This is a genomic window from Arthrobacter sp. CDRTa11 (assembly GCF_026427775.1).
Classification (GTDB): Bacteria; Actinomycetota; Actinomycetes; order Actinomycetales; family Micrococcaceae; genus Arthrobacter.
The window spans coordinates 624,715-645,778 of the sequence record NZ_CP044532.1 but is presented as its reverse complement, the minus strand read 5'-3'; the positions used below and the strand labels follow the sequence as shown (position 1 = coordinate 645,778).

Below are 21,064 nucleotides of genomic sequence, written 5' to 3'. Positions count from 1 at the left end.
CTCCCGGGCACACTGTTACTAGGCAATCTGTCACTGGACAATCTGCTACTGGGCAACCTGCTACTGGGCAACGTCGAACCCCTCCCCCGTCAAGGCCACGAACCGGTCCTCCAGGCTCTCCCGCTCCACCGAAAATCCGCGGACCCTGACACCTGCCTCCACCAGGCGCGCCACAACATTCTCCGGCGCCGTGCCGTTTGACCCCGCGGCTTCTGGGGAAACGGCGGCCACGGCGGTCACCACGTCGCCTTCGGGCGCCGGCGTCCCCTGAGCAGGATCCATTCCCAGCCGGCGCAGGACATCAGAGGCTGCTCCGGCGTCGGGCGTTATGAGGCGGATCCGTGTTTCACCAGCCTGGCGGAGCTCCGCCAGGGGCCCCTGGGCCACCAGCCGCCCTGCGCTCATGATGGCCGCGTGGGTGCAGATCTGCTCCACCTCTGCGAGCAGGTGGCTGGACACGAACACGGTGGCGCCGTCGGCAGCGAGGGAACGGACCAGGCTTCTGACCTCCCGGGTGCCTTGTGGATCCAGCCCGTTAGTGGGCTCGTCCAGGACTAGGAGTTCCCGCGGGGACAGCAAGGCGTTGGCGATGCCCAGCCGCTGCTTCATGCCCAATGAATAGGCGTGCACCCTTTTCCCGGCCGCGTGGGCCAGGCCCACCCGCTCCAAGGCATTCTGGACCCTCGCTTTACGCGTGGCCGGCGCAGCATGCCGGCTGGCGGCGTCAAGCCTGTGAAGATTGGCGGCACCTGACAGGAAGGGATAAAAAGCAGGGCCTTCCACGAGTGCGCCTACTCGCGGAAGGACGTCGTGGAGGCGGCCCGGCATCTCCAGGCCAAGCACGCTGACTGTACCGGCCGAGGCCGCCGCAAGGCCCAGCATCATGCGGATGGTGGTGGTCTTTCCTGACCCGTTGGGCCCCAGGAACCCAAACACCGAGCCGTGCGGCACCGCCAGATCCACCGAATCAACGGCCAATTGGTGGCCGAACCTCTTACTCAGGCCCTTAGTTTCAATGGTCAGTCCCGACGTCCCGTTCTCCTGAACGCCCGTCACAGCGGCGGCGCCGGAGCCCGTCACGGGGCCACTGCGCCGGCGGCGGCTTGCAGCCTCTCGGACGGAACCATCCCCACGAAGACGCGTCCGTCGTCGGTGAACAGGACGTTAACCAGGGCGGTGGACAGCAACCGTCCCCCGGGAACGACGACGGCGGCCTGGGCCAGGAGCGGATCATTCAGCAGTGACTCACTCAGGACTGACCCCTGCCCGCCCATTGCGGCCGGGATACCAATCACTGTCTCCCAGCCGCTGCCGGTCACGGACGGCCGGGGCATGGCCTTTCTGTCCCAGCTGGGCTTGTCAGGCGGGACCTGCCCGTCCTGAAGCTCCGGCGGAAGCTGGTCCGCGGGAGGCTGGTCCGGCGGCAGTTTGTCCGCTGGGCTCGGCGGGACGGCCGGGACGTCGCCGGGCAGGGGCGGGGCCGGCTGCGGCTCAACCTGGCCGGGCTCAACCTGATCCGGCTCAACCTGGCCGGGGGTGGTCGTGCCCGGAGATCCCGGGATGGCTGGCGTGGACGGCCAGTGCATGCCCGGGGCCGGCGGCTGGAGCTCCTTGACCGTGGCCCCCGGCGGTGGAACAAAGCTGAACCGCGAATCGTCCGGCGGCTCCAACGACAGGCTCGCGAAACCGCTCTGGAAGGCCGGCTCTGCCTGGCCCCGCGCCGTTACCGAAACCCTCAGCGGCATGCCCGTTTCGCTGTCCACCGCGATGGCGGCACTGCCCACCAGGGTTCCTTCGGTCCGCGGCTCAAGCACCAGGTTGTAGGCAGCGCGGCCGGCAACCTCAACGTCCGGTCCCACCGTCACTTCAGTGGAAGGATCGGCTGCGGCCAGGAGCCTGCTGGCCAGCTCGTCCGGAGTGGGCGGCACCGGGGCTTCAGGCTGCGGCAGCGGCAGGTCACTGGCCTTCGCGGGCAGCGTGAGGTGGGCTGCGGTGTTGTCCTTGGAGGAGTAGAACCAAACGTCGCTGTCCCGCCGGATCAGGTCCCGTTCAGCCAGCCGGTCCACCAGTTGGATCCGCACTTTAGCCGGTCCGTCCATAAAAATTCGGGCTGTGTGCTGGCCGGTCAAAAGCTCCAGGGCTGAGGCTGCCCCTCCCGCGGAGGCCGGTCCAGAGGTGGGTCCTGGCGCCGGGAGTTCAGGCAGGCCCAGGTCAGAGGTCTGTTCCACTGTTCCGGAGAAAGTCTTGGTGGTGTGCCCGGCCACCAGGGCAAGGACCTGCGCGGGAGTCTTCTCGGGGAGGGGGTCACCGGCCCGCGCCGGAATGGACCCCGCCAGCACACCAGCGGCAATCACAGCAGGTACTGCTGCGGCTGGCATCCACCGCAGCCAGGCACGGCTCATCTTGGCCCCGCTTCGTCCTTGCAGCCCATAGATTCAGGGTACGCCTGACGCTGGCCGTCCACACCCCTTTTTGCCGTGCCTGCCCCTGCTGACGCCGGCCAGCCAAGGTTATTCAGGCACCACGGTCCCGGCACCGCCGTCGACCGTTATTCTCTGTCCGGTGGAGATCCGGATGGTGGCGTCTGCAACACCGACCACCGCGGGGATGCCGTACTCCCGCGCCACCACAGCACCGTGGGAGTTGGGGCCGCCCATCTCCATGACCAGGCCGCCGGCGGTGAGGAACAATGGGGTCCAGCCGGGATCTGTTGAAGGCGCCACCAGGATCTCGCCGGGTTCCAGATGCGCCCCGATCGGATCCAGGATGACTCGCGCTGCTGCCGTTGCTGTTCCCGCCGAGGCGGGGCTGCCGCTAAGGGTTCCGGGTGTCTGTTGTGAACCAGGCAGCACATCCGGGCCTGGCAGCGCCTCCGGTTCAGTTCCGTCCGAGAGCAACAGCCGCGGCACATGGCGCCGTTCGAGCTCACGCTCATATGCCTCCTTCCGTGCCTGGACGAGTTCGCGCAGGTCAGTGTTCCCTGTTGAAGGGCTTCCCGCCGAATTACTTCCCGCACCCTGTCCAAGCCCTTCCCGCGCCTCCTCGAAATCAAGGAAAAAGATGTCCTCCGGATCTGCGATGGCGCCGGCAGCGGCCAGGGCCGCCCCCACCTGCTGCAGCTGCGTCCGTACTTCGGCCAGGCCCATCACGATCTGGTTTTTTGGCAGCTCGCGCAGCCCGGCGAAGAGCCGGGTCCGCCGCAGGGCGGCCTGCACCATGGCACCGCGGAGGCGTCCGCGGTTGCGCGCCAGGGACACGAGGCGTGCCACGTGCGCGTCTGCTTCTTCTTCCGCCTTGGCGAACTGAACATCCGGAGCCATGCCTGGGTCATCGAGGCGAAGGTAGTTGGCCAGGACTCCAAGGATGTGCGTGGGAACATCGGACCAGCGGGGCATCCCGACGTCGATCTCGGCCACGGCGCGGTGCCCGTAACGGCCCAGGAAACGTACCAGCCCCGCCTGCAGGACTGCCGGGAGCTGCCCCGCGCCGAACTGGCTGGCCAAGGCCGCCGGTTCCAGCCCTCTTACGGCAGCAGCGGATTCGGCGTCGTCCCTGATGACGGTGGCGAGCCGCCACAGTTCCAGGTCCATCTCGGTGGTCACGTTGTTGGGCAGCCCGCGGAGCACCTGCTGGAGCTGGTCCCATCCGCTGTTTGCGCCGCCCAGCAGTTTCCCTGCCACGGCCAGCATGGCGAATCCCAGTGCGGGCAGCGGAAGGACGGCCGGCACAATCGTGAAAAGGCGCGTGCCAAGGAGCCGCTCGGCATGGTCCAGGCGTTCCGCCGGGGTGGCATCACGGTTGAGCTGCAGCGAGTCATTGAACTCACGGGTAAACCGGTTCAGCCGCCGGAGCGCCGCCTGCGGCCGGAACAGGGCACGGAGCAGGGTTTCAGGAGCGCGGGCATGCGCCGCCGCAGGCACAACATGGCGCAGCAGGCCTAACGGTGTCCTGCGGGTCACCGAAAACCTGGGGTCCTCGAAGACCCGGCGCAGCAGCACCGCGGAACGGGCTTCCATCACGTCGAAGACCCGGGGAACAATTCGCCGGCCGGTGGTGCTCCGGGCCACCGTTGTCAGGTCGAAGTAGATGCGCTGGCCGGCTTCCGCGTACGGGGATGGCCCGCGGTGCGGCTCCGTCACGTCGAATTTCGCTGCCCGCGCCACGGAGGAGGCAATGAGCCGGACGGCCGCCAAGCCCATGGGGGTGATAGGGCGGGTGAGGCCCTGGGCCAGGCTGAAGCAGAGATAGACGCGCGCACCCGCGGCGGCGGTGGCCCGCTCCGGCACCGGGTACAGGGTGGTGATGGGCCGTGACTGGGTCAGCCACAGCCGGCCGGCGTGATCGATGGCCCATTCGATGTCCTGCGGCGAACCGAAAAGCCCCTCCACGCGCAGGCCAAGGGCAGCCAGCTCGGCCGCCTGTCCGTAGGTGAGGCAGGGAGCGCCGGAGTCCGGCAACTGCACGCTCTCTGTCCCGCCACCGGGCAGTGGCCTGACCATCAACCGTTTATCCCCGACCCGACGCTCCAACACCCTTCCCTCCAGCGGATCCACCACATAGTGGTCCGGGTTAACGGCACCGGACACCACAGCTTCCCCCAGACCCGGGCTGGCATCGATGACGGTCTGCTGCCGCCGCCCGGTGACTGGATTGGCCGTGAACATCACACCAGCGGCAGCGGCGTCCACCATTTTTTGGACGACGGCGGCGAGCGCCACGGATGCGGGGTCGATCCCCCTGCTGGCCCGGTAGCTGACAGCCCTGTCGGTCCAGAGCGAAGCCCAGCAGTCGCGCACGGCCGTCAGGACGGCGTCGGCCCCCACCACGTTGAGGTACGTGTCCTGCTGGCCGGCAAAGCTGGCGGACGGAAGGTCTTCTGCTGTGGCCGAGGACCTGACGGCCACCGGGACGTCCTCCCCCAGTTCCGCGTAGGCCTGGGTCACCGCTGCAGCCACCTCGGCCGGAATACTTACCCGTCCGATGATCTGCCGCGCCCTGCCGGCCAGGTCCGCCAACTCCGCTAGGCTCGCCGGGTCCGTGGACCTCAGTGCGCCGAGGACGTCGTCAAGGCTTTCCACTCCACGGTGCGCGGATTCCGTGGCTGATCCGGATTCCGTGGCTGGCCCGGATCCTTTGGCCGGCGAGGGCATGGTTGCCAGCCGGTAGGCGTCGGTGGTCAGGCAGAAGCCGTCCGGGACAGGCAAGCCGCCGGTTATCAGCTCGCCGAGGTTGGCTGCCTTGCCGCCCACCAGGGGCACCAGTCCGGCATGGACCTGCCTGAGGTCCAGAACGAGCTTTCCGTCCGGCGCTCCGCTCTCCGGCTGCCGCACTTCCCTGGTTGCTGCCTGGGAACCGCGAGGTGCTGCACCAGTGATATCCGGCATCTGCACGCCTCCAGATTGGAAGGCTGGACGTTAAGCCGCGCCGAGGATGGGACCGAAGCTGGCCCTGTCCGCCAGCCGTGGGTCCTCCCGGTCCGGCACCACCAGGATGGGGCCCTTGGCGTGGTGGAGAACTCCATCCGACGTGGAACCCAGGAGCATGCCGGCGAAGCCGCCGCGGCCACGGGTTCCCACCACCACGAGTTCGACATGCCGGCTTTCCTCCACCAGCACCTCCACGGGGGAACCATCCTTCAGCACGGACTCGATGGGGAGGTGGGGATAGTGGCTTTTGAGCCAGGCCATGCCGGCATCCAGCTGTACCTGGATGTCCGCAAAAAGCGCTTTGCGGTCCATCGGCGCCGGCACCCAGGCGAGCGAACCGCTGTACTGCGGCACCGCGCAAATGACCCGCAGGGTTGCTCCCAGCCTTTCGGCCTGGGCCGCAGCCTCCAGGACTGCCACGCGGGCCTGCTCGGAACCGTCTACGCCCACCACCACAACGTTCTCGACGCGCTGGTGCCCGGATTTGGCCTGCTCGGCCTTGATCCGCCTGTCCTCGGTGGTTTCGCCGAGACGGTCGGCGCAGATCAGCGGGACAGTCACGGTGGGGCACTTGGCGTGGGCCGGCAGGGCGCTGCTGACCGAACCGAGAAGCCGCCCTACAAAGCCACCCCTGCCTCGGGTTCCGAAAACGAGGAGCTCGGCGGTTTCGGACAGCCCCAGCAGCACCCCGGCCGCGTCACCGTTCTCAACCGAGGCATCGACGTCGATGTTATAGCCGGCCACTTTGTCCAGGGCCTGCTTGACGATGGCTTCGGCGCCTTCACGGATGACCGAGTCATCCACCGTGGCGTAGCCGCCGTCCAGTCCGGACGCTGCGAAGATCGGCACCGAATATGCGGTCACGATATGAAGGGGCCGACGGCGGCGCTCCGCCTCGCGTGCCGCCCAGACAAGGGCGCACTGGCCGTGGTCCGATCCGTCCACGCCCACAACAATCCCTTGCGGAGCAGAACTGGCACCGCCGTCCCGCTCCGGGTCCGGATGCATCTCTTCTGCGCCCATTGGGCCGCCTCCTCGCGATACTGCCTGATATTGCGGCTATTCTGCCAGAAGCAGCCCGTTCCACCCGCACCCGTCCGGCCGCCACGCGCCAGATCAGGAAAGCCCGCCTCCACTTCTCACTATTCTCGGTCCGCAGACACTTAGCAAGCATGCGCAAGGCTGCAGCGGCAACAGTTATCCACAGCCTTTGGACAAAATGGTGAGCGCAAACATTCCTTTCGGAATGTTTGGGTTTGGGCTATCCATGTCAATAAATGTTCTGTAGTCTTCGAGGCATTGTTGGTCCGGGATGTGCCGTGTCAAGGCAGGCCCGGGCCAGGTACTGCGACCGCACTTTGGGGGTAACGGAACGCGTGCAGGGCGACGACGCCTGCGTAAGCCGGAAGCTTCGAAGGAGGAAAACTGTAGTGTCAAGCATGCCTTTGATTGGCGGGACCGAACAGACCACCACTGTGATCATTGGCACGGGCCTTTCCGGCCTGGCCGTGGCCGCAGAGCTGCGCCGGCGGGGCGTGGACTCCATCGTTGTGGACGGACTCGACATCCTGGGCGCCGGGCAGCCGGCCAACACAGCTTCGCTGCAGCGCTGTGATGCTGCAGACTCCGATTCCCTGCGGGAACGGAACGAAATCCTTCGGCACCTGCGCAACTACGCGGCCAGCCACAACATGGACGTCCGCAGCACCATCCGCGCGGTCAAGCTGACCATGGTGCACGGCCCGCAGGACAACCCGGCCACGGATGGCCGCTCGCGGCAGTGGGAGGTCCACACTCCCAACGGCATCCTGGTGGCTGAACACATTGTGCTGACCCGGTGCGCGCACAGCCAGCTGCGGCGCATGCTGAGCGACTTCGGCATCACTGTGGGGCACAACCTGATTGCCGCGATGCGCGCCATCGGCATCTATCTGGTGGGCGTAGGCGAGCTCATTACGCCCTCTCCCAAGGAAGTGCTGCGCCAGGCCAAAACGGTGGGCCAGGCTATCTCGTCCAAGGTCTATCCGGAGAGCGCTCCCACCATCCTGACCGGAAGCTTCGCCATCGTCCCGGGCTAGCAAGCCCAGACAACACAGGCAAACCAGCCCAGACAAACCAGCGCAGACAAACCAGCCCAGCCCGGCTACCTCAGCGTGGGCTCCTCAACGTCCTCTTCTTCCCTGCCGCCCATGAGCCTGCGCCTTGCCGTGACCGCGATTGCTACGAGCAGCCCGATGGCCACGGCGGCAAAAACCACCAGGCTCCACGGAAACGGCTCCGAGGCGTCAGCCGCAGGCTCACCGGGCGAGGTGACCCCGGGCTGCGGGGTGCCCATGCCGGGAACGGCTGCGGCCGTCGTCGCCCCCGCTGCTCCTGAACCAGCCGCCGTCGAACCCGTTGTTGCCGAAGCGGAGGGCGCAGCCCCCGCAGCCGCAGCGGTGGCCGTAAAGCCGAACGTCCCCTCGATGGGGTGTGAATCGGAGCTGACCACCCGCCATGTGACCGTGTATGCCCCCGCCGGCGCGCCGCCCCTGAGCTTCTGGCTGACCACGTTGTCCACGATCTCGACGGCGCCTTCCGCCCACTCAGTCCCCGTGGAATCCTTCACGGAGAACTGCGAGCCGATGGCCAAAGGGTTCCTGTTGAACGTCACGGAGACCTTTTCCGGCGGTGCGGCCACCGTTGCGCCCTGGGCCGGGGTGCTGGATTCAGCGGCGTCGTGCGCGCTGGCCGGGCCCGCAACCCCCAGGATGGCGGCGGCGAAAAAGATCCCGAGCGCAAGGCTCAGCAAATGGCGGATGGAACGCATGTCTGGACTGCTCCCTTTGTGTTGGCTTCCTTACAGACTAGGCGAGTTTGGCGGGCATTCTTCCGGACGGCCCATAGGATTCAGGTATCCCCACAGACTGCCCCGGAGGACTAATGCTTAAGCAAGGCTCTGCCCTGGACCGGTATTTCAGGATCACCGAACGCGGGTCCAACCTCTCCCGCGAGGTCCGCGGCGGCTTCGCCACCTTCTTTGCCATGAGCTACATCGTGGTGCTGAACCCGCTGATCCTCTCCGGCGCCGATTCCAGCGGCAACTCCCTCGGTTTCCCCGCGGTGGCCGCCGTGACAGCATTTGTGGCCGGCGTCCTCACCATCCTGATGGGAGCCTGGGCCAAGCACCCCTTCGCCCTGGCCACAGGGCTCGGCGTCAATGCCTTCGTGGCTGTCACCGTGGCCACCAACCCGGGCCTCACATGGCCGGACATGATGGGCCTGGTGGTGATCTCCGGGGTGACCATGCTGATCCTGGTCCTGACCGGTTTCCGGACCGCGGTGTTTAAGGCGGTGCCGGATGGCCTCAAGACGGCCATCGTGGTGGGCATTGGCCTGTTCATCGCCCTGATCGGGCTGGTCAACGCCGGGTTCGTCCGCCGCATCCCGGACGTCGCCGGAACTACCGTCCCCGTGGGCCTGGGCTTCGACGGGAAACTGCTGGGCTGGCCTACCGCCGTGTTTGTGTTCGGCCTGATCCTTACACTCGGCCTGGTGGTCCGGAAGGTGAAGGGTGCCATCCTGATTGGCATCATCACCTCCACCGTCATCGCCGTCATTCTTGAAACGACCCTGCACATCGGCCCCAGCGTCGCTCCGGGCAAACCGTTCAACCCGCAGGGCTGGTCCCTGGTAGCGCCCACCTTTTCGGAGTGGGCAGCGCCTGACCTGTCCCTGATCGGAAAGGCCAACCCGTTCGGCGCGTTTGAGCACCTGGGCTTTGTGGCCGCCACGCTGCTGGCGTTTGTCATCCTGCTGAGCATCTTCTTCGACGCGATGGGCACCATGGTGGGGCTTGCCAACGAGGCCGGGACGGTGGACGAGCACGGAAACATCCCCGATGTTGACCGCGTTCTGCAGGTGGACGCCCTCGGCGCGATAGTGGGCGGCGGGGCCTCCGTGTCCTCCAACCAGATCTACGTGGAGGCCGGGGCCGGCATCGGCGAAGGAGCCCGGACCGGCATCGCCTCCATCGTCACAGGCCTGTTGTTCCTCGTGGCGATGTTCTTCACCCCGCTGATCAACCTGGTCCCGTTCGAGGCTGTGGCGCCGGCCCTGGTGGTGGTCGGTTTCATGATGGTGTCCCAGGTGGGGAAGATCGACTGGCAGGACTGGGGCATCGCCATCCCGGCCTTCCTGACCTTCACACTGATGCCGTTCACCTACTCGATCGCCAACGGCCTGGGCGCGGGTTTCATCGCGTATGTCCTGATCCGCACCATCCAGGGCAGGGTCCGCGACGTCCATCCCCTGATGTGGGCGGTGGCGGGCGCGTTCCTGCTCTTCTTCGCGGTGGGTCCGATCGAGGCCGCCCTGGGCATGTAGCGCAGGGCTCCTCAGACCGGAGTGTTGGGCGCCTTCCCCTCGTCACCGGATTCCGCCAGCGCGCGCCGTTCGCGAAGCCGGTCCAGCCGGTTCATCAGCGGCGACGTGGTGGCCCCATGGATCACGATGGACAGTGCAACCACCAGCCCGACGATCCCCCACAGCTCCTCGGCCTGGCCGGCGAACTGTCCTTTTCCCAGCGCGTAGGAAAGGTAGTAGAGGGAACCGATCCCGCGGATCCCGAAGAAGGACAGGGCGATGCGCTCCCGCGGACCTGTCTTGCCGCCCAGCAGTCCCACCCAACCTGCCAGCGGCCGCACCAGGAGCAGGAACGCCAACGCCACGAACACCTCGGGCCAACCGACGTCGGCGAGCAGGCCCCGGGCGATTGCGCCGCCCAGCAGGATCAGGATCACCACCGTCATGAGCCGCTCCAGCTGTTCAACATAGGAGTGCAGCACCCGGTGGTAGCCATGCGTGTGCTCGGCAGCCCTGATGGTCACCGCGCAGACAAAAACGGCAATAAACCCGTAGCCTTCGATCATTTCCGTTAGTCCATAAGCAAGGAACGTTGCGGCCAGGGCAACGAACCCTTCCGAATGGTTTGAGAGACGGATGCTTTCCTTCCGCGCCGTGAAGAACAACAGCGCCAGCAGTTTCCCGATACCCCAGCCCAGCACCACCCCGATGGTCAGCCGCCACACCACATCGATCCCCAACCAGGCCGGCAACCACTCCGACGGCGACGCTCCCGCGATGCTGATGGCTATGGCCAGGTACACAAACGGGAAGGCAAGGCCGTCGTTCAGGCCGGCCTCGGATGTCAGGCCGAACCGGACCTCGTCCTCCTTGTCCGCATCGTCGGGTTCGTCGGCCGGTTCGCCCACCTGCACCTCGGATGCCAGTACGGGGTCCGTGGGTGCCAGGCTTGAAGCGACCAGCAGGGCAGCTCCCAGCCCCAGTCCCAGGAACCAGAGGCCCAGCAGCGTCAGGACAACAATGCACAGCGGCATGGCGATCGCCAGAAGCCGCCAGGTAGTGGCCCAGTTGGTGCGGCCGAACGGCCGGTCGATGGCCAGCCCCGCACCCATCAGGGAGATGATGACGCAGATTTCCGCCAGGTGGGTGGTGAAATCGCCATGCAGGACAGGATCCGGATCGGGCAGTGTGGGAATCAGGGCGAAGGCCACCATCCCGGCGCCCAGGAACACCATGGGCATCGAGAACGGGACGTTGAGCAGGATCTTGGGGAGGATTGCGGCGACAAAGACGGCGGCTCCGGCTGCCGCGAACAGGATACTGGGGGCTTCAAACATGGTGCTGCTCCGGCCTGTCTGGTCTCCGGCGGGTGATGGCCCGTGGGCGGGATTGCCCTCCCCAGAATCCCCCGGCGCCTGACGATGCACAATAGTTAGGGCCACGGCCCACAGGGTAAGCCCGCCGGTTCCGGTACGCATTTCCGGAATTCCAGACACCGCCACGGCGGCGCCGCTCGCTTTTGCCCCAGGTATGCGGTGAGCTTGGATTATGCCATTTCCCGCACTCACTGCTGACGTCCCACCCCGGCCCTGGAGCGGGAGGTTCGACGGCGACGGCGGGGAGCACCGGCGCTGGTGGCAGGCAGTTTCGCCGCTGGCACCCGGTGAACCCTTCCCGGCAACGCCGTCCAGCCCCCAGGCGGGTGGGCCGGAGCGCCCGGCCGTGCTTCTGGGGTTTGCCAGCGACGAAGGCGTCCGGCGGAACAAGGGCCGCCCCGGCGCGGCACTGGCCCCGGCCGCAATCCGCGGCGCCCTGGGCCCGCTGGCCTTCCACCTGGACCGCACCGTGTCCGACGCCGGCGACATGGAGGTCCGGAACGGCGCCCTGGAGGCCGGCCAGGCACGTGCGGGGCTGGCAATAGCTGCCATGCTCGACGCCGGCCGCCTCACCGTAGTTCTGGGCGGCGGACACGAGACAGCTTTCGCCAGTTATCTGGGACTCGCCGGATCCGAGGCCGTCCGCGGCGGCCAGAGGCTTGGCATCCTGAACCTGGATGCCCACTTCGACCTCCGCGATGAACCAGTGCCCAGTTCGGGCACCCCGTTCCTGCAGATGGCCGAAGCAGAAGCCGCCGCGGGGCGCGAATTCCGGTACGCCGTCGTCGGAATTTCAGAGCCGAACAATACCCGGGCATTGTTTGGCACAGCCAAGCGGCTGGGTGTCCAGTACCTGCTGGACGAGGAGTGCACGGAAGCGCGCGTGCAGGCGTTTGTGGCGGAGTTCCTGGAACGGGTGGATGTGCTGTACCTGACCATCGACCTTGACGTGCTGCCGGCGTCGGTGGCCCCCGGCGTGAGCGCGCCGGCAGCCTATGGTGTTCCGCTGGCCGTTATCAGCGCCGTCTGCCGGCAGGTGGCTGCGAGCGGAAAACTGCTGCACCTGGACGTCGCCGAGCTAAATCCGGAGTTCGACATCGACTCCCGCACGGCGAAGGTTGCGGCCCGGCTGGTGAACACCCTGCTGCGCTAGCCAAACTACTGCGCTGCCAAACCGCTGTGTTGGCCAAACCGCTGGAACAAGCTAAGTAGGCTGTCTAATGAAGTTTATGGACACCTGCACGCGAAGGAGCCGGCCATCATGAGATATCCGCGCAGTTCAGCAGCCCTGGCGTTGTTCTCCGCGCTGGCCCTCACCGGCTGCGGCACCGCCTATCCTGCCGATCCGTCGGGAACCCTGGGCCGGGTCACGGACGGCACCCTTCGGGTTGGTGCCAGCTCCAACGCGGACTGGGTGGAGGTCTCCTCAGGCGGCGGCGACGTCAGCGACGAGGACGTGCAGGGCAGCGAGGCCGAGCTGGTGCGGCGCTTCGCCGCGAAGCTGGGAGCGGAGATCGACTGGGTGTCCGGCACGGAGTACGTCCTGGCCGAAGACCTCAAGCGCGGGAACCTTGACCTGGTGATCGGCGGCCTTGACGACAAGACTCCCTGGTCCACGCATGCCGGCCTGACCATGCCGTACACCGAATCCGTTGACGGCCACGGCTCCCGGCACAGGCACGTGATGCTGGTGCCCATGGGTGAGAATGCGTTCCTGCTGGAGCTGGACAGCTTCCTGAAGGAAGCGGGGGCCGCACAATGACCACCGTGAAGAACGGCCGGGCCGCAAGCTTTGGCCACACCAAGCTGCCGGACGAACAGCGGGAGGCGCTCCGCAGGGCCGTGAAGTTCGAATGGATCACCATCGGCTTCCTGGCTGTCTCCACCGCACTGGTCTTCGCCGTGCTGGGCAACTCGCAGGCCATGAAGGCCGCCTGGGTGGAGGATGTCCTGTCCTTCCTGCCGCCGTTGGCCTTCCTGCTGGCCGCGCGCGTGATCCGCAAGCGCCCCAGCGAGGAACATCCCTACGGGTACCACCGCGCCGTCGGGATCGCCCATGTGGTGGCCGCTGTGGCGCTCACGGTGATGGGCGCCTACCTCATTGTGGATTCGGCCATCGGACTCCTGGGCAACGAGCACCCCACCATCGGCGGTTTCGACTTCTTTGGCCAGACAATCTGGCTTGGCTGGCTGATGATTGGCGCCATGATCTTCACCGCCGTCCCGCCCATCTATCTGGGCCGGGTCAAGATGAAACTGGCGGAAAAGCTGCACGACAAGGTCCTGTACGCCGACGCCGACATGAACAAAGCCGACTGGATGACCGCTCTTGCCGCCGCGGTGGGGGTGGCCGGCATCGGCCTTGGCCTGTGGTGGGCGGACTACGCCGCAGCCCTGCTGATCTCCGCCAGCATCCTGCAGGACGGCTTCCGGAACACCCGCGCCGCCGTCTCTGCCCTGATGGACAAACGGGCCCGCACGTACGACGACGCCGAGCCGCACCCGATTGGGCGCCGGCTGGACGAGTACCTTCGCGGCCTGGACTGGACCGAGAGTGCCCAGTCCAGGATCCGGGATGAGGGCCACGTGTTCCATGTGGAATCGTTTGTGGTCCCGGCAGCAGGCCGGATGCCCACCCTGGAACAGCTCGAAGCTGCCCGCCTTGCCTGCATCGGGATGGACTGGAAGGTCCAGGACATGGTCCTGGTCCCGGTCGCTGAACTTCCGTCGGAGTTCCTGCCCGGACCCACCTCCGGCGGTGAGCGCTGAGTGTCGAACCTGTGGCCTACGCCTCGGCTCCCTTGAGGACGTACCGCCGTTCGGGCCGTCCCGCTCCGTATCTGAGCCGGACCTCCAGTTCGCCGACGTCGTACAAATACTCCAGGTACCGGCGTGCACTGACCCTGGACGTGCCCAGCAGGACGGCAACCTCGGCGGCCGAGAGGTCCCCGTCCGCCTCCTGCAGGGCCGCTTCCACCAGCTTCAGGGTTTCGATGCTGCACCCCTTGGGCAGCGGCCGCTCGCTCCGGTCCAGGCCAAAAACCCGGTTGACGTCAGACTGCTCCGCCACATCCTTTGACGAATCCAGGCTCTGATAGGCGTTGCGGTAATGCTCCAGGCGTTCCTGGAGATCCGTCTGTGAGAAGGGCTTGATGAGGTAGTGGACAATACCGCCCCGCAGCGCTTTTCGGACGGTTTCCACCTCGCGGGCAGCGCTGATGACCAGGACATCGAGTTCGGGGGCGACGTCGCGCAGTTTCTGCATCAGGTCCAGCCCGTTGATGTCCGGCAGGTGAATGTCCAGCAGCACCAGGTCCGGCATCAGGCGGGCCGTTTCAGCCACCGCATGGGCGCCCGTGTGGGCCGCGCCGACGACTTCAAATCCCGGCGTGCGCTGGATGAATCCCGCGTGGACCTTCGCCACCATAAAGTCGTCATCGACTATCAGGACTTTGATCATGGCTGTGGTCTCCTTTGATTCAGCCGTGCGGTGAAGACTGCTCCGTTGTCATTGGCCACCGTCAGGTCACCGCCGGTTCGCCGGCAAATCACCCGCGAGAGCGCCAGTCCAAAGCCCCGGCCGCCCCCGGGGCCGGTCCCCTTGGTGGTGAAGCCCTGCCGGAAGATCTCCTCGACGTTTCCGGCGGCCACGCCCGGACCGGAGTCCCGGACGGTCACGGTGACGGCGTGGTCCTCCTCTTCCACCAGCACCCGGACCGAGGCCCCGGCCAGCCCGGAGACGGCGTCGAACGCGTTATCCACCAGGTTCCCGACGACGGTGGCCAGGTCCCGGGAAAGGTCATCGTCAATGCGCCCCAGCGCTGAGTCCGGGTCCAGCTGGAGGGCCACGCCGCGTTCCGTGGCAAGGCTGGATTTTGCGATCAGGAGGGCCGCCAGCGCCGGGTCCTCGATGCGGCTGGTCACTTCATCGTTCAGCCGGGTCCTGTCCACCGTGGCGCCATTAACGAACTGGACCACCGAATCGTACTCACCGATCTGGATCAGCCCGGAGATCACATGGAGCTGGTTGGCGAACTCGTGCGCCTGGGCTCGCAAGGTGTCGGTGGCGGTCCGGGTGGCACCAAGTTCGCGCTCCAGGGAGGAGAGCTCGGTGCGGTCGCGCAACGTTGTCACAGAGCCGATGTCCCGGCCGTGGGAACGGATGGGGACGCGGTTCAGCACCACCATCCGGTCGCCCACCAGGACCAGGCGGTCAGGGCCCGGCTGGTCGCGTGTGAGGACTTCCTTCAGCGCCGGGTCCACCGCGAGCGCGCCCACCTTTTTGCCCACGCAGTCTGCCGGCAGGCCCAGCAGTTCACGGGCGCTGTCGTTGGCCACGGTGATACGTTCGTGCGGATCAAGCGCCACCACGCCTTCTTTCAGGCCGTGGAGCATGGCCTCGCGGTTCTCCACCAGCCCGGTGATTTCGCTCGGCTCCATGCCCAGCGTCTGCCGCTTTACCCGGCGGGCCAACAGGAGTGAGCCGGCCACGCCCAGCACGCTGGCAACCCCCAGGTACGTGAGCAGGTTGGGGATGGCGTCGCCCAGCCGCTCCAACGTGGAGGGGTAGTTCCGGCTGACGGAGGCGATGCCGATCATTTTTCCGGTGTCGTCCAGGACGGGGACGTGGGCTGACAGGAAAGCACTGCCGGATCCGCCCACCACCCCGGTCCAGGCCCTGCCTTCCAGCACACGGCTTCCGCCAAGTTCCAGCGGCTGGCCCAGCAGGCCCGGGTCAGAGGAAGCAACCACCGTCCGGTCCATTTTGGCCAGCACCACCTGGGGTGCCCCGGAAACGGTGGTGACGGTCTCCACCACGGCCGGAAGCGCCGCGCCGGCCCGCGGCTCGGCTGACGGCAGCAAGGCACGGACTGTGGGGTTGCTGCCCAGGGATTCGGCCGCGGACAGCGCCCGGCGCCCTTCGATCCGTTCAAAGGCGGCGGCTGACTGTGCCAGCGAGATGGCCACAACAGCCACCAGCACGGCCAGGACTATCAGCAACTGCAGAACCAGGTACTGCCCAGCGAGGGACATTCCTCTTCGTCGAGTCACTGTTGTTGTTTCCTCTGATGTTTTCGCAGATGCGGCGGTGGGTGACGTGGAAATCCGCCTTGGGCCGTGGTTCCGCGCTGGCTACCGGAACTATACCGCGTCGGCTCAGGGGGTGGGACGCCGGAAACGTGAACGCAATGAACTTAACTTTTTCTGCGTACATAAGAGTGATTCGGGTCACTTCCAGGCCTAGCATCAGAGCACAAGTCAGTTTCTACGAGTATTTACCAACGAGAAGAGGAACACCATGCGCCAGATCCGCGCAATGCGAGTCGCCGCCGTCGCCGCCGGCATCGCCCTGATGGCCACCGGCTGCGGTGCCACCGGGGGCTCCACCAACACCGCCAGCCCCGGCGCTGCTGCCGGCCCGGTAACCAATCTCCAGATCATGGTCCCCAACACTCCGGGCGGCGGCTACGACACCACCGCCCGCGTCGCAGCAAAGGTGCTCGACGACGAGAAGGTGGCCACCAACACTGAGGTCTTCAACCTCGCCGGGGCAGGCGGAACGGTTGGCCTGGCCCGCATCGTCAACGAGAAGGGCAACGGCGATCTCACCATGCTGATGGGCCTGGGCGTGGTGGGTGCGAGCTACACCAACAAGTCCGAGTCCAAACTGACCGAAACCACCCCCCTGGCCAAGCTCATTGAAGAGCCGGGCGCCATCATGGTCAACAAGGATTCGCAATACAAAACCATCGATGACCTGGTCAAAGCCTGGAAGGCAGACCCCGGTTCCATCAGCGTCGGCGGCGGCTCCTCCCCCGGCGGCCCGGACCACCTGCTGCCCATGCAGCTCGCCGGAGCCGTGGGGATCGACGCCACCAAGGTGAACTTTGTATCCTACGACGGCGGTGGAGACCTTCTCCCGGCCATCCTGGGCAACAAGGTTGGCTTCGCAGCCTCCGGCGCCGGAGAGTACATGCAGCAGATCCAGTCCGGTGAAGTCCGCGTGTTGGCAACCAGCGGCTCCAAGCGGCTGGAGGGCGTGGATGCACCCACGCTGAAGGAATCCGGCATCGACCTGGAATTCACCAACTGGCGTGGCATCGTGGCTCCTCCGGGAATCAGCGAGGACGACAAGACCAAGCTGATCGCAGCCCTGGAAAAGATGCACGGCACCGATGGCTGGAAGGAAGCACTCAAGACCCATGGCTGGACTGACGCCTTCATCACCGGCGATGAGTTCAAAACCTTCCTGACCGACCAGGACAAGCGGGTGGCGGACGTCCTCAAGAAGCTTGGCCTGGCGTGAGCTCCTCCCCAACTTTGGCCTCCAGGCTCAAAGGCCGCTCCGAGCTGGGGGTAGCCCTCCTGCTCGGAGTGGTGGGCGTCCTGGTCCTGCTGGACGCCATCGCCCTGGTAACCCCGTACTCGCAGTCGGATCCGGTGGGACCCAAGACCCTGCCGTACATCGTGTCCGCCATGCTGATCGTCTGTGCAGTGCTGTTGGCCATCAACGTGCTGCGCGGCGGACAGGGCGAAGCAGAAGGCGGCGAGGACGTGGACCTGACCCACCCGGCCGACTGGAAGACGGTCCTGCCGCTGGTGGGAGCTTTCGTGGCCAACATCCTGCTGATCGACCTGGCAGGCTGGGTGATCTCCGGGACCATCCTGTTCTGGGGCAGCGCCTGGGCACTGGGGAGCCGGCACTACGTGCGTGACGGCATCATTTCCCTGGCCCTCTCCGTGATCACCTTTTACGGCTTCTACCTGGGCCTCGGTATTCCGCTGCCCGCAGGCCTCCTGAAAGGGATTCTCTGATGGACGTCTTCTCCTCCCTCATGGACGGCTTTGCCACCGCCCTGACCCCCATGAATTTCCTCTACGCGGTCATCGGTGTGCTGCTGGGCACCGCCGTCGGCGTCCTCCCGGGCCTGGGCCCGGCCATGACGGTGGCCTTGCTGCTCCCGGTCACGTATGCCCTGGAACCCACCAGCGCGTTTATTATGTTCGCCGGCATCTACTACGGCGGCATGTACGGCGGCTCCACCACCTCCATCCTGCTCAACACACCGGGCGAATCGTCGTCAGTGGTGACGGCCATCGAAGGCAACAGGATGGCCAAAGCCGGCAGGGCCGCCCAGGCCCTGGCGACGGCGGCCATCGGCTCATTCGTTGCCGGCACCATCGGCACCGCTCTGCTCGCCGTCTGCGCACCCATTGTGGTGGAGTTCGCCGTCAGCCTCGGAGCGCCCAGCTACTTTGCCATCATGGTGCTCGCCCTCCTGGCGGTGACCGCCGTCCTTGGCTCATCCCGCCTGAGGGGCTTCGCCTCCCTGGGCCTGGGGCTGGCGATCGGCCTGATCGGCATGGATTCCGTGACGGGCCAGCGGCGCCTCACCTTCGGCCAGCCACTGCTGGCTGACGGCCTGGACATCGTGGTGGTGGCAGTGGCCATCTTCGCGGTGGGCGAGGCACTTTGGGTTGCCGCGCACCTGCGCCGCAACCCGCTGCAGATCATCCCGGTGGGACGTCCCTGGATGGGCAAACAGGACTGGAAGCGGTCCTGGAAGCCCTGGCTCCGCGGAACGGCCTACGGCTTCCCGTTCGGTGCACTTCCGGCCGGCGGCGCCGAGATCCCCACGTTCCTGTCGTATGTCACGGAGAAACGCCTCAGCAAGCACCCCGAAGAGTTCGGCAAGGGCGCCATCGAGGGTGTGGCCGGGCCGGAGGCAGCCAACAACGCTGCGGCCGCCGGCACCATGACCCCGCTGCTGGCCCTGGGCCTGCCCACCAACGCCACGGCTGCCGTGATGCTGGCAGCCTTTACGTCCTACGGCATCCAGCCAGGACCCCTGCTGTTCTCCAACGAGGGACCCCTGGTCTGGGCACTGATCGCGAGCCTCTTCATCGGCAACTTCCTGCTGCTGCTGATCAACCTTCCGCTCGCGCCGCTGTGGGCCAAGCTCCTGCAGCTCCCCCGGCCCTACCTCTACGCAGGCATCCTCTTCTTCGCCACGCTGGGCGCCTATTCGGTGAACCTGCAGGCGTTCGACCTGGTGCTCCTGCTGGCCCTCGGCGCGTTGGGATTCATGATGCGCCGCTTCGGCCTCCCCGTGCTGCCGCTTATCCTCGGCGTTATCCTTGGGCCGCGGATCGAAGGCCAGCTGCGCAAGAGCCTGCAGCTCAGCGCCGGTGACCCCGCCGGCCTGTGGAGCGAGCCGATTGCCGTGGGCACCTACATCCTCATCGCGATCATCCTGGCCTGGCCGCTGCTGTTCAAGCTGTACCGCCGCAACCGCCCGGCTCCCCTCCTGTCCGCAAACGCCACCCGCGGAAACGAGCCGACGGACGTGGCCAGCGGCCGCCGGGCGGACACACACCACAGCGGCGACGGTGGCGGCGATGGCGGTGACGGGGGCGACGGCGGCTAGTACGTCCGGGCCCCAGCCTCCCGCCTTCGTGGGAGGAAACAACAGTCCAAACCACAGACCACTTACCACTGACCACTGACCACTGACCACAAGGAGCAACCATGACGATCGTGGTGGGATACGTCCCCACACCAGAGGGCGAAGCGGCGCTGACCCAGGCCATTCTGGAGGCCCGGAAAAACAGCACCACCCTGCTGGTCATCAATTCGTCCAAGGGCGATGCCCTGGTGGACAACAGATACGCCCAGGAGCCGGAGATCCAGAGCATCGAGGACCGACTGGCAACCCAGGGAATAGACCACGTGATCAAGCAGCCGGTCCGTGGGCATGACGCGGCAGCGGAGGTCCTCGATGCCGCGGAGGAGCACAATGCCGATCTGATTGTGATCGGCCTGCGCCGCCGCACGCCGGTGGGCAAGCTGATCATGGGCAGCACGTCGCAGCGCATTTTGCTGGAGGCGGACTGCCCGGTATTGGCGGTCAAGGCCAGTTAGGTCCGCCCGCTCCGACTAATCCGGGGCTTGTCCGCGGTTCCCCGCCTTCACGGCGCGGTTCTGCGGACAAGCCTCGGATTTTTTGTGTCAGGCAACTTCATTAATGCGGAAGCGCGCGCAACCGCAGGGCCTGCATGCCGCCGTCGACCGTTATTGATGTACCGGTGGTGGAGCCGGACTGCGGGCTGGCGAGGTACGCAACAGCCCCGGCCACCTCATCCGCCGACACCAACCGGCCGTGCGGCTGGCGGGCTTCAAGGGCGGCGCGCTCCACAGCGGGATCCGGGGCAGAGTCCAGGAGCCGGGAGATCCAGGGTGTATCCGCGGTGCCGGGATTGACGCAGTTCACCCGGATCCCTTCGCGGAGGTGATCCGCTGCCATGGCCCGGGTCAGGGACAGCACGGCGCCCTTCGTGGCTGAGTACAGTGCCCGTTGGGGAAGGCCCACCGTAGCCGCCACCGAACAGATGTTCACGATGGCAGCGGAGGCTGACTGCCGCAGCGCCGGAAGCGCCGCCCTGCTGACCCGGGCCATCCCAACGACATTAACGTCCCACACCCTGTGCCACTCGTCATCAGTGTTGTCCTCCACGGTGCCCTGGGCGCCCACGCCAGCGTTGTTCACCACAATGTCCAGCCGGCCGAACTCCGCGACGACGGAGCCGACGGCGGCATGGACGGAGGCGTCGTCGCCCACGTCACAAACGGCATGGAAAGCGCCGGGGGCGGACCGGCCAGGGTGGCGGTCCAGGGCCGCCACTTCGGCGCCGAGCGCCTGAAACCGCCGGACGACGGCATCGCCGATGCCGGAGGACCCTCCGGTCACGATGGCCACCAGGCCCTGCAGCTCGGTCATGCGCCTGCCCTCTCTTGACTTGGACGGTTCCCCTTTGATGGTGCTTCGAAGGATGACGGGTGATCAAGAGGGGAAGGCTACGAAGTTTCCCCCTGTTCCTGCCGCCGGCCATCCTTGGCAACCCACAAGGATAACGATT

The 21,064-nt window shown here is 66.5% G+C and carries 18 protein-coding genes; 9 read left to right on the top strand and 9 right to left on the bottom strand.

All coding sequences use genetic code 11. The features are described from left to right. Positions 1 to 60: 60 nt before the first annotated feature. The 4 genes from F8G81_RS02990 to F8G81_RS02975 all read right to left on the bottom strand — a co-directional run bounded on the left by F8G81_RS02990 (position 61) and on the right by F8G81_RS02975 (position 6,449). Positions 61 to 1,080, bottom strand: a complete 1,020-nt coding sequence (locus tag F8G81_RS02990) for an ABC transporter ATP-binding protein (RefSeq protein WP_416377097.1) — start codon at positions 1,078 to 1,080, stop codon at positions 61 to 63. Continuing rightward, positions 1,077 to 2,378: a hypothetical protein gene (locus F8G81_RS02985; protein ID WP_267277554.1), complete on the bottom strand. Its 1,302-nt coding sequence runs from the start codon at positions 2,376 to 2,378 to the stop codon at positions 1,077 to 1,079. Before F8G81_RS02985 ends, F8G81_RS02990 begins: the two co-directional genes overlap by 4 nt. A 132-nt stretch (positions 2,379 to 2,510) precedes the next feature. Beyond that, entirely contained in the window at positions 2,511 to 5,384 is a 2,874-nt protein-coding gene (locus tag F8G81_RS02980) for a PEP/pyruvate-binding domain-containing protein (RefSeq protein ID WP_267277553.1), read from the bottom strand. A gap of 30 nt (positions 5,385 to 5,414) precedes the next feature. After that, positions 5,415 to 6,449, bottom strand: coding sequence for a universal stress protein (locus F8G81_RS02975; protein ID WP_267277552.1), 1,035 nt, complete (start codon positions 6,447 to 6,449; stop codon positions 5,415 to 5,417). A gap of 416 nt (positions 6,450 to 6,865) precedes the next feature. On the opposite strand from F8G81_RS02975, the gene F8G81_RS02970 reads away from it, so the two are divergent. After that, positions 6,866 to 7,504: an NAD(P)-binding protein gene (locus F8G81_RS02970; protein WP_267279386.1), complete on the top strand. Its 639-nt coding sequence runs from the start codon at positions 6,866 to 6,868 to the stop codon at positions 7,502 to 7,504. Between the two features lie 65 nt (positions 7,505 to 7,569). Here the strand turns inward: F8G81_RS02970 and F8G81_RS02965 are convergent, their stop codons facing one another. Continuing rightward, positions 7,570 to 8,235, bottom strand: coding sequence for a copper resistance CopC family protein (locus F8G81_RS02965; RefSeq protein WP_267277551.1), 666 nt, complete (start codon positions 8,233 to 8,235; stop codon positions 7,570 to 7,572). Between the two features lie 113 nt (positions 8,236 to 8,348). Here F8G81_RS02965 and F8G81_RS02960 point away from each other — a divergent pair, with 113 nt between their 5' ends. Continuing rightward, positions 8,349 to 9,791, top strand: coding sequence for an NCS2 family permease (locus tag F8G81_RS02960; protein WP_267277550.1), 1,443 nt, complete (start codon positions 8,349 to 8,351; stop codon positions 9,789 to 9,791). A gap of 11 nt (positions 9,792 to 9,802) precedes the next feature. Here F8G81_RS02960 and F8G81_RS02955 read toward each other — a convergent pair whose 3' ends face one another. After that, on the bottom strand, positions 9,803 to 11,107 hold the full coding sequence (locus F8G81_RS02955; protein ID WP_267277549.1) for a cation:proton antiporter: 1,305 nt from the start codon (positions 11,105 to 11,107) through the stop codon (positions 9,803 to 9,805). A 211-nt stretch (positions 11,108 to 11,318) separates the two neighbouring features. Here F8G81_RS02955 and hutG point away from each other — a divergent pair, with 211 nt between their 5' ends. The 3 genes from hutG to F8G81_RS02940 all read left to right on the top strand — a co-directional run bounded on the left by hutG (position 11,319) and on the right by F8G81_RS02940 (position 13,915). Next, a complete protein-coding gene (hutG, locus tag F8G81_RS02950; protein ID WP_267277548.1) occupies positions 11,319 to 12,299 on the top strand; it encodes a formimidoylglutamase in 981 nt (326 codons plus the stop codon). Between the two features lie 108 nt (positions 12,300 to 12,407). Then, positions 12,408 to 12,908, top strand: coding sequence for an ABC transporter substrate-binding protein (locus F8G81_RS02945; protein WP_267277547.1), 501 nt, complete (start codon positions 12,408 to 12,410; stop codon positions 12,906 to 12,908). Further along, positions 12,905 to 13,915, top strand: coding sequence for a cation transporter (locus F8G81_RS02940; protein WP_267277546.1), 1,011 nt, complete (start codon positions 12,905 to 12,907; stop codon positions 13,913 to 13,915). Before F8G81_RS02945 ends, F8G81_RS02940 begins: the two co-directional genes overlap by 4 nt. Positions 13,916 to 13,931: 16 nt before the next feature. On the opposite strand, the gene F8G81_RS02935 is transcribed toward F8G81_RS02940, so the two are convergent. Continuing rightward, the gene (locus tag F8G81_RS02935) at positions 13,932 to 14,606 is read right to left on the bottom strand and encodes a response regulator (protein WP_267277545.1); all 675 of its coding nucleotides are present in this window, start codon (positions 14,604 to 14,606) and stop codon (positions 13,932 to 13,934) included. Further along, a complete protein-coding gene (locus F8G81_RS02930; RefSeq protein ID WP_267279385.1) occupies positions 14,603 to 16,180 on the bottom strand; it encodes a sensor histidine kinase in 1,578 nt (525 codons plus the stop codon). The genes F8G81_RS02935 and F8G81_RS02930 overlap by 4 nt, the downstream gene beginning before the upstream one ends. A gap of 265 nt (positions 16,181 to 16,445) precedes the next feature. Between F8G81_RS02930 and F8G81_RS02925 the strand changes: the two genes are divergently transcribed. The 4 genes from F8G81_RS02925 (at position 16,446) to F8G81_RS02910 (ending at position 20,069) form a co-directional block, all read left to right on the top strand. Then, positions 16,446 to 17,453 carry a Bug family tripartite tricarboxylate transporter substrate binding protein gene (locus tag F8G81_RS02925; RefSeq protein ID WP_267277544.1) on the top strand — a complete coding sequence of 336 codons (1,008 nt, stop codon included), beginning with the start codon at positions 16,446 to 16,448 and terminating at the stop codon, positions 17,451 to 17,453. Continuing rightward, the gene (locus tag F8G81_RS02920; protein ID WP_267277543.1) at positions 17,450 to 17,962 is read left to right on the top strand and encodes a tripartite tricarboxylate transporter TctB family protein; all 513 of its coding nucleotides are present in this window, start codon (positions 17,450 to 17,452) and stop codon (positions 17,960 to 17,962) included. The genes F8G81_RS02925 and F8G81_RS02920 overlap by 4 nt, the downstream gene beginning before the upstream one ends. After that, positions 17,962 to 19,575, top strand: coding sequence for a tripartite tricarboxylate transporter permease (locus F8G81_RS02915; RefSeq protein WP_267277542.1), 1,614 nt, complete (start codon positions 17,962 to 17,964; stop codon positions 19,573 to 19,575). The genes F8G81_RS02920 and F8G81_RS02915 overlap by 1 nt, the downstream gene beginning before the upstream one ends. 101 nt (positions 19,576 to 19,676) lie before the next feature. Continuing rightward, positions 19,677 to 20,069 carry a universal stress protein gene (locus F8G81_RS02910; protein ID WP_267277541.1) on the top strand — a complete coding sequence of 131 codons (393 nt, stop codon included), beginning with the start codon at positions 19,677 to 19,679 and terminating at the stop codon, positions 20,067 to 20,069. Positions 20,070 to 20,169: 100 nt separating this feature from the next. On the opposite strand, the gene F8G81_RS02905 is transcribed toward F8G81_RS02910, so the two are convergent. Beyond that, positions 20,170 to 20,925: an SDR family NAD(P)-dependent oxidoreductase gene (locus F8G81_RS02905; RefSeq protein ID WP_267277540.1), complete on the bottom strand. Its 756-nt coding sequence runs from the start codon at positions 20,923 to 20,925 to the stop codon at positions 20,170 to 20,172. Between the last annotated feature and the right edge of the window lie 139 nt (positions 20,926 to 21,064).

Excerpts from the sequence above, each read along its gene's own strand:
- F8G81_RS02925 (WP_267277544.1), top strand. The coding sequence starts at position 16,446 with ATGCGCCAGATCCGCGCAATGCGAGTCGCCGCCGTCGCCGCCGGCATC.
- F8G81_RS02960 (WP_267277550.1), top strand. The coding sequence starts at position 8,349 with ATGCTTAAGCAAGGCTCTGCCCTGGACCGGTATTTCAGGATCACCGAA.
- F8G81_RS02980 (WP_267277553.1), bottom strand. The coding sequence starts at position 5,384 with ATGCCGGATATCACTGGTGCAGCACCTCGCGGTTCCCAGGCAGCAACC.
- F8G81_RS02940 (WP_267277546.1), top strand. The coding sequence starts at position 12,905 with ATGACCACCGTGAAGAACGGCCGGGCCGCAAGCTTTGGCCACACCAAG.
- F8G81_RS02985 (WP_267277554.1), bottom strand. The coding sequence starts at position 2,378 with ATGCCAGCCGCAGCAGTACCTGCTGTGATTGCCGCTGGTGTGCTGGCG.
- F8G81_RS02930 (WP_267279385.1), bottom strand. The coding sequence starts at position 16,180 with ATGTCCCTCGCTGGGCAGTACCTGGTTCTGCAGTTGCTGATAGTCCTG.
- F8G81_RS02955 (WP_267277549.1), bottom strand. The coding sequence starts at position 11,107 with ATGTTTGAAGCCCCCAGTATCCTGTTCGCGGCAGCCGGAGCCGCCGTC.
- hutG (WP_267277548.1), top strand. The coding sequence starts at position 11,319 with ATGCCATTTCCCGCACTCACTGCTGACGTCCCACCCCGGCCCTGGAGC.
- F8G81_RS02965 (WP_267277551.1), bottom strand. The coding sequence starts at position 8,235 with ATGCGTTCCATCCGCCATTTGCTGAGCCTTGCGCTCGGGATCTTTTTC.
- F8G81_RS02975 (WP_267277552.1), bottom strand. The coding sequence starts at position 6,449 with ATGGGCGCAGAAGAGATGCATCCGGACCCGGAGCGGGACGGCGGTGCC.
- F8G81_RS02905 (WP_267277540.1), bottom strand. The coding sequence starts at position 20,925 with ATGACCGAGCTGCAGGGCCTGGTGGCCATCGTGACCGGAGGGTCCTCC.
- F8G81_RS02945 (WP_267277547.1), top strand. The coding sequence starts at position 12,408 with ATGAGATATCCGCGCAGTTCAGCAGCCCTGGCGTTGTTCTCCGCGCTG.
- F8G81_RS02910 (WP_267277541.1), top strand. The coding sequence starts at position 19,677 with ATGACGATCGTGGTGGGATACGTCCCCACACCAGAGGGCGAAGCGGCG.
- F8G81_RS02935 (WP_267277545.1), bottom strand. The coding sequence starts at position 14,606 with ATGATCAAAGTCCTGATAGTCGATGACGACTTTATGGTGGCGAAGGTC.
- F8G81_RS02915 (WP_267277542.1), top strand. The coding sequence starts at position 17,962 with ATGGACGTCTTCTCCTCCCTCATGGACGGCTTTGCCACCGCCCTGACC.
- F8G81_RS02970 (WP_267279386.1), top strand. The coding sequence starts at position 6,866 with ATGCCTTTGATTGGCGGGACCGAACAGACCACCACTGTGATCATTGGC.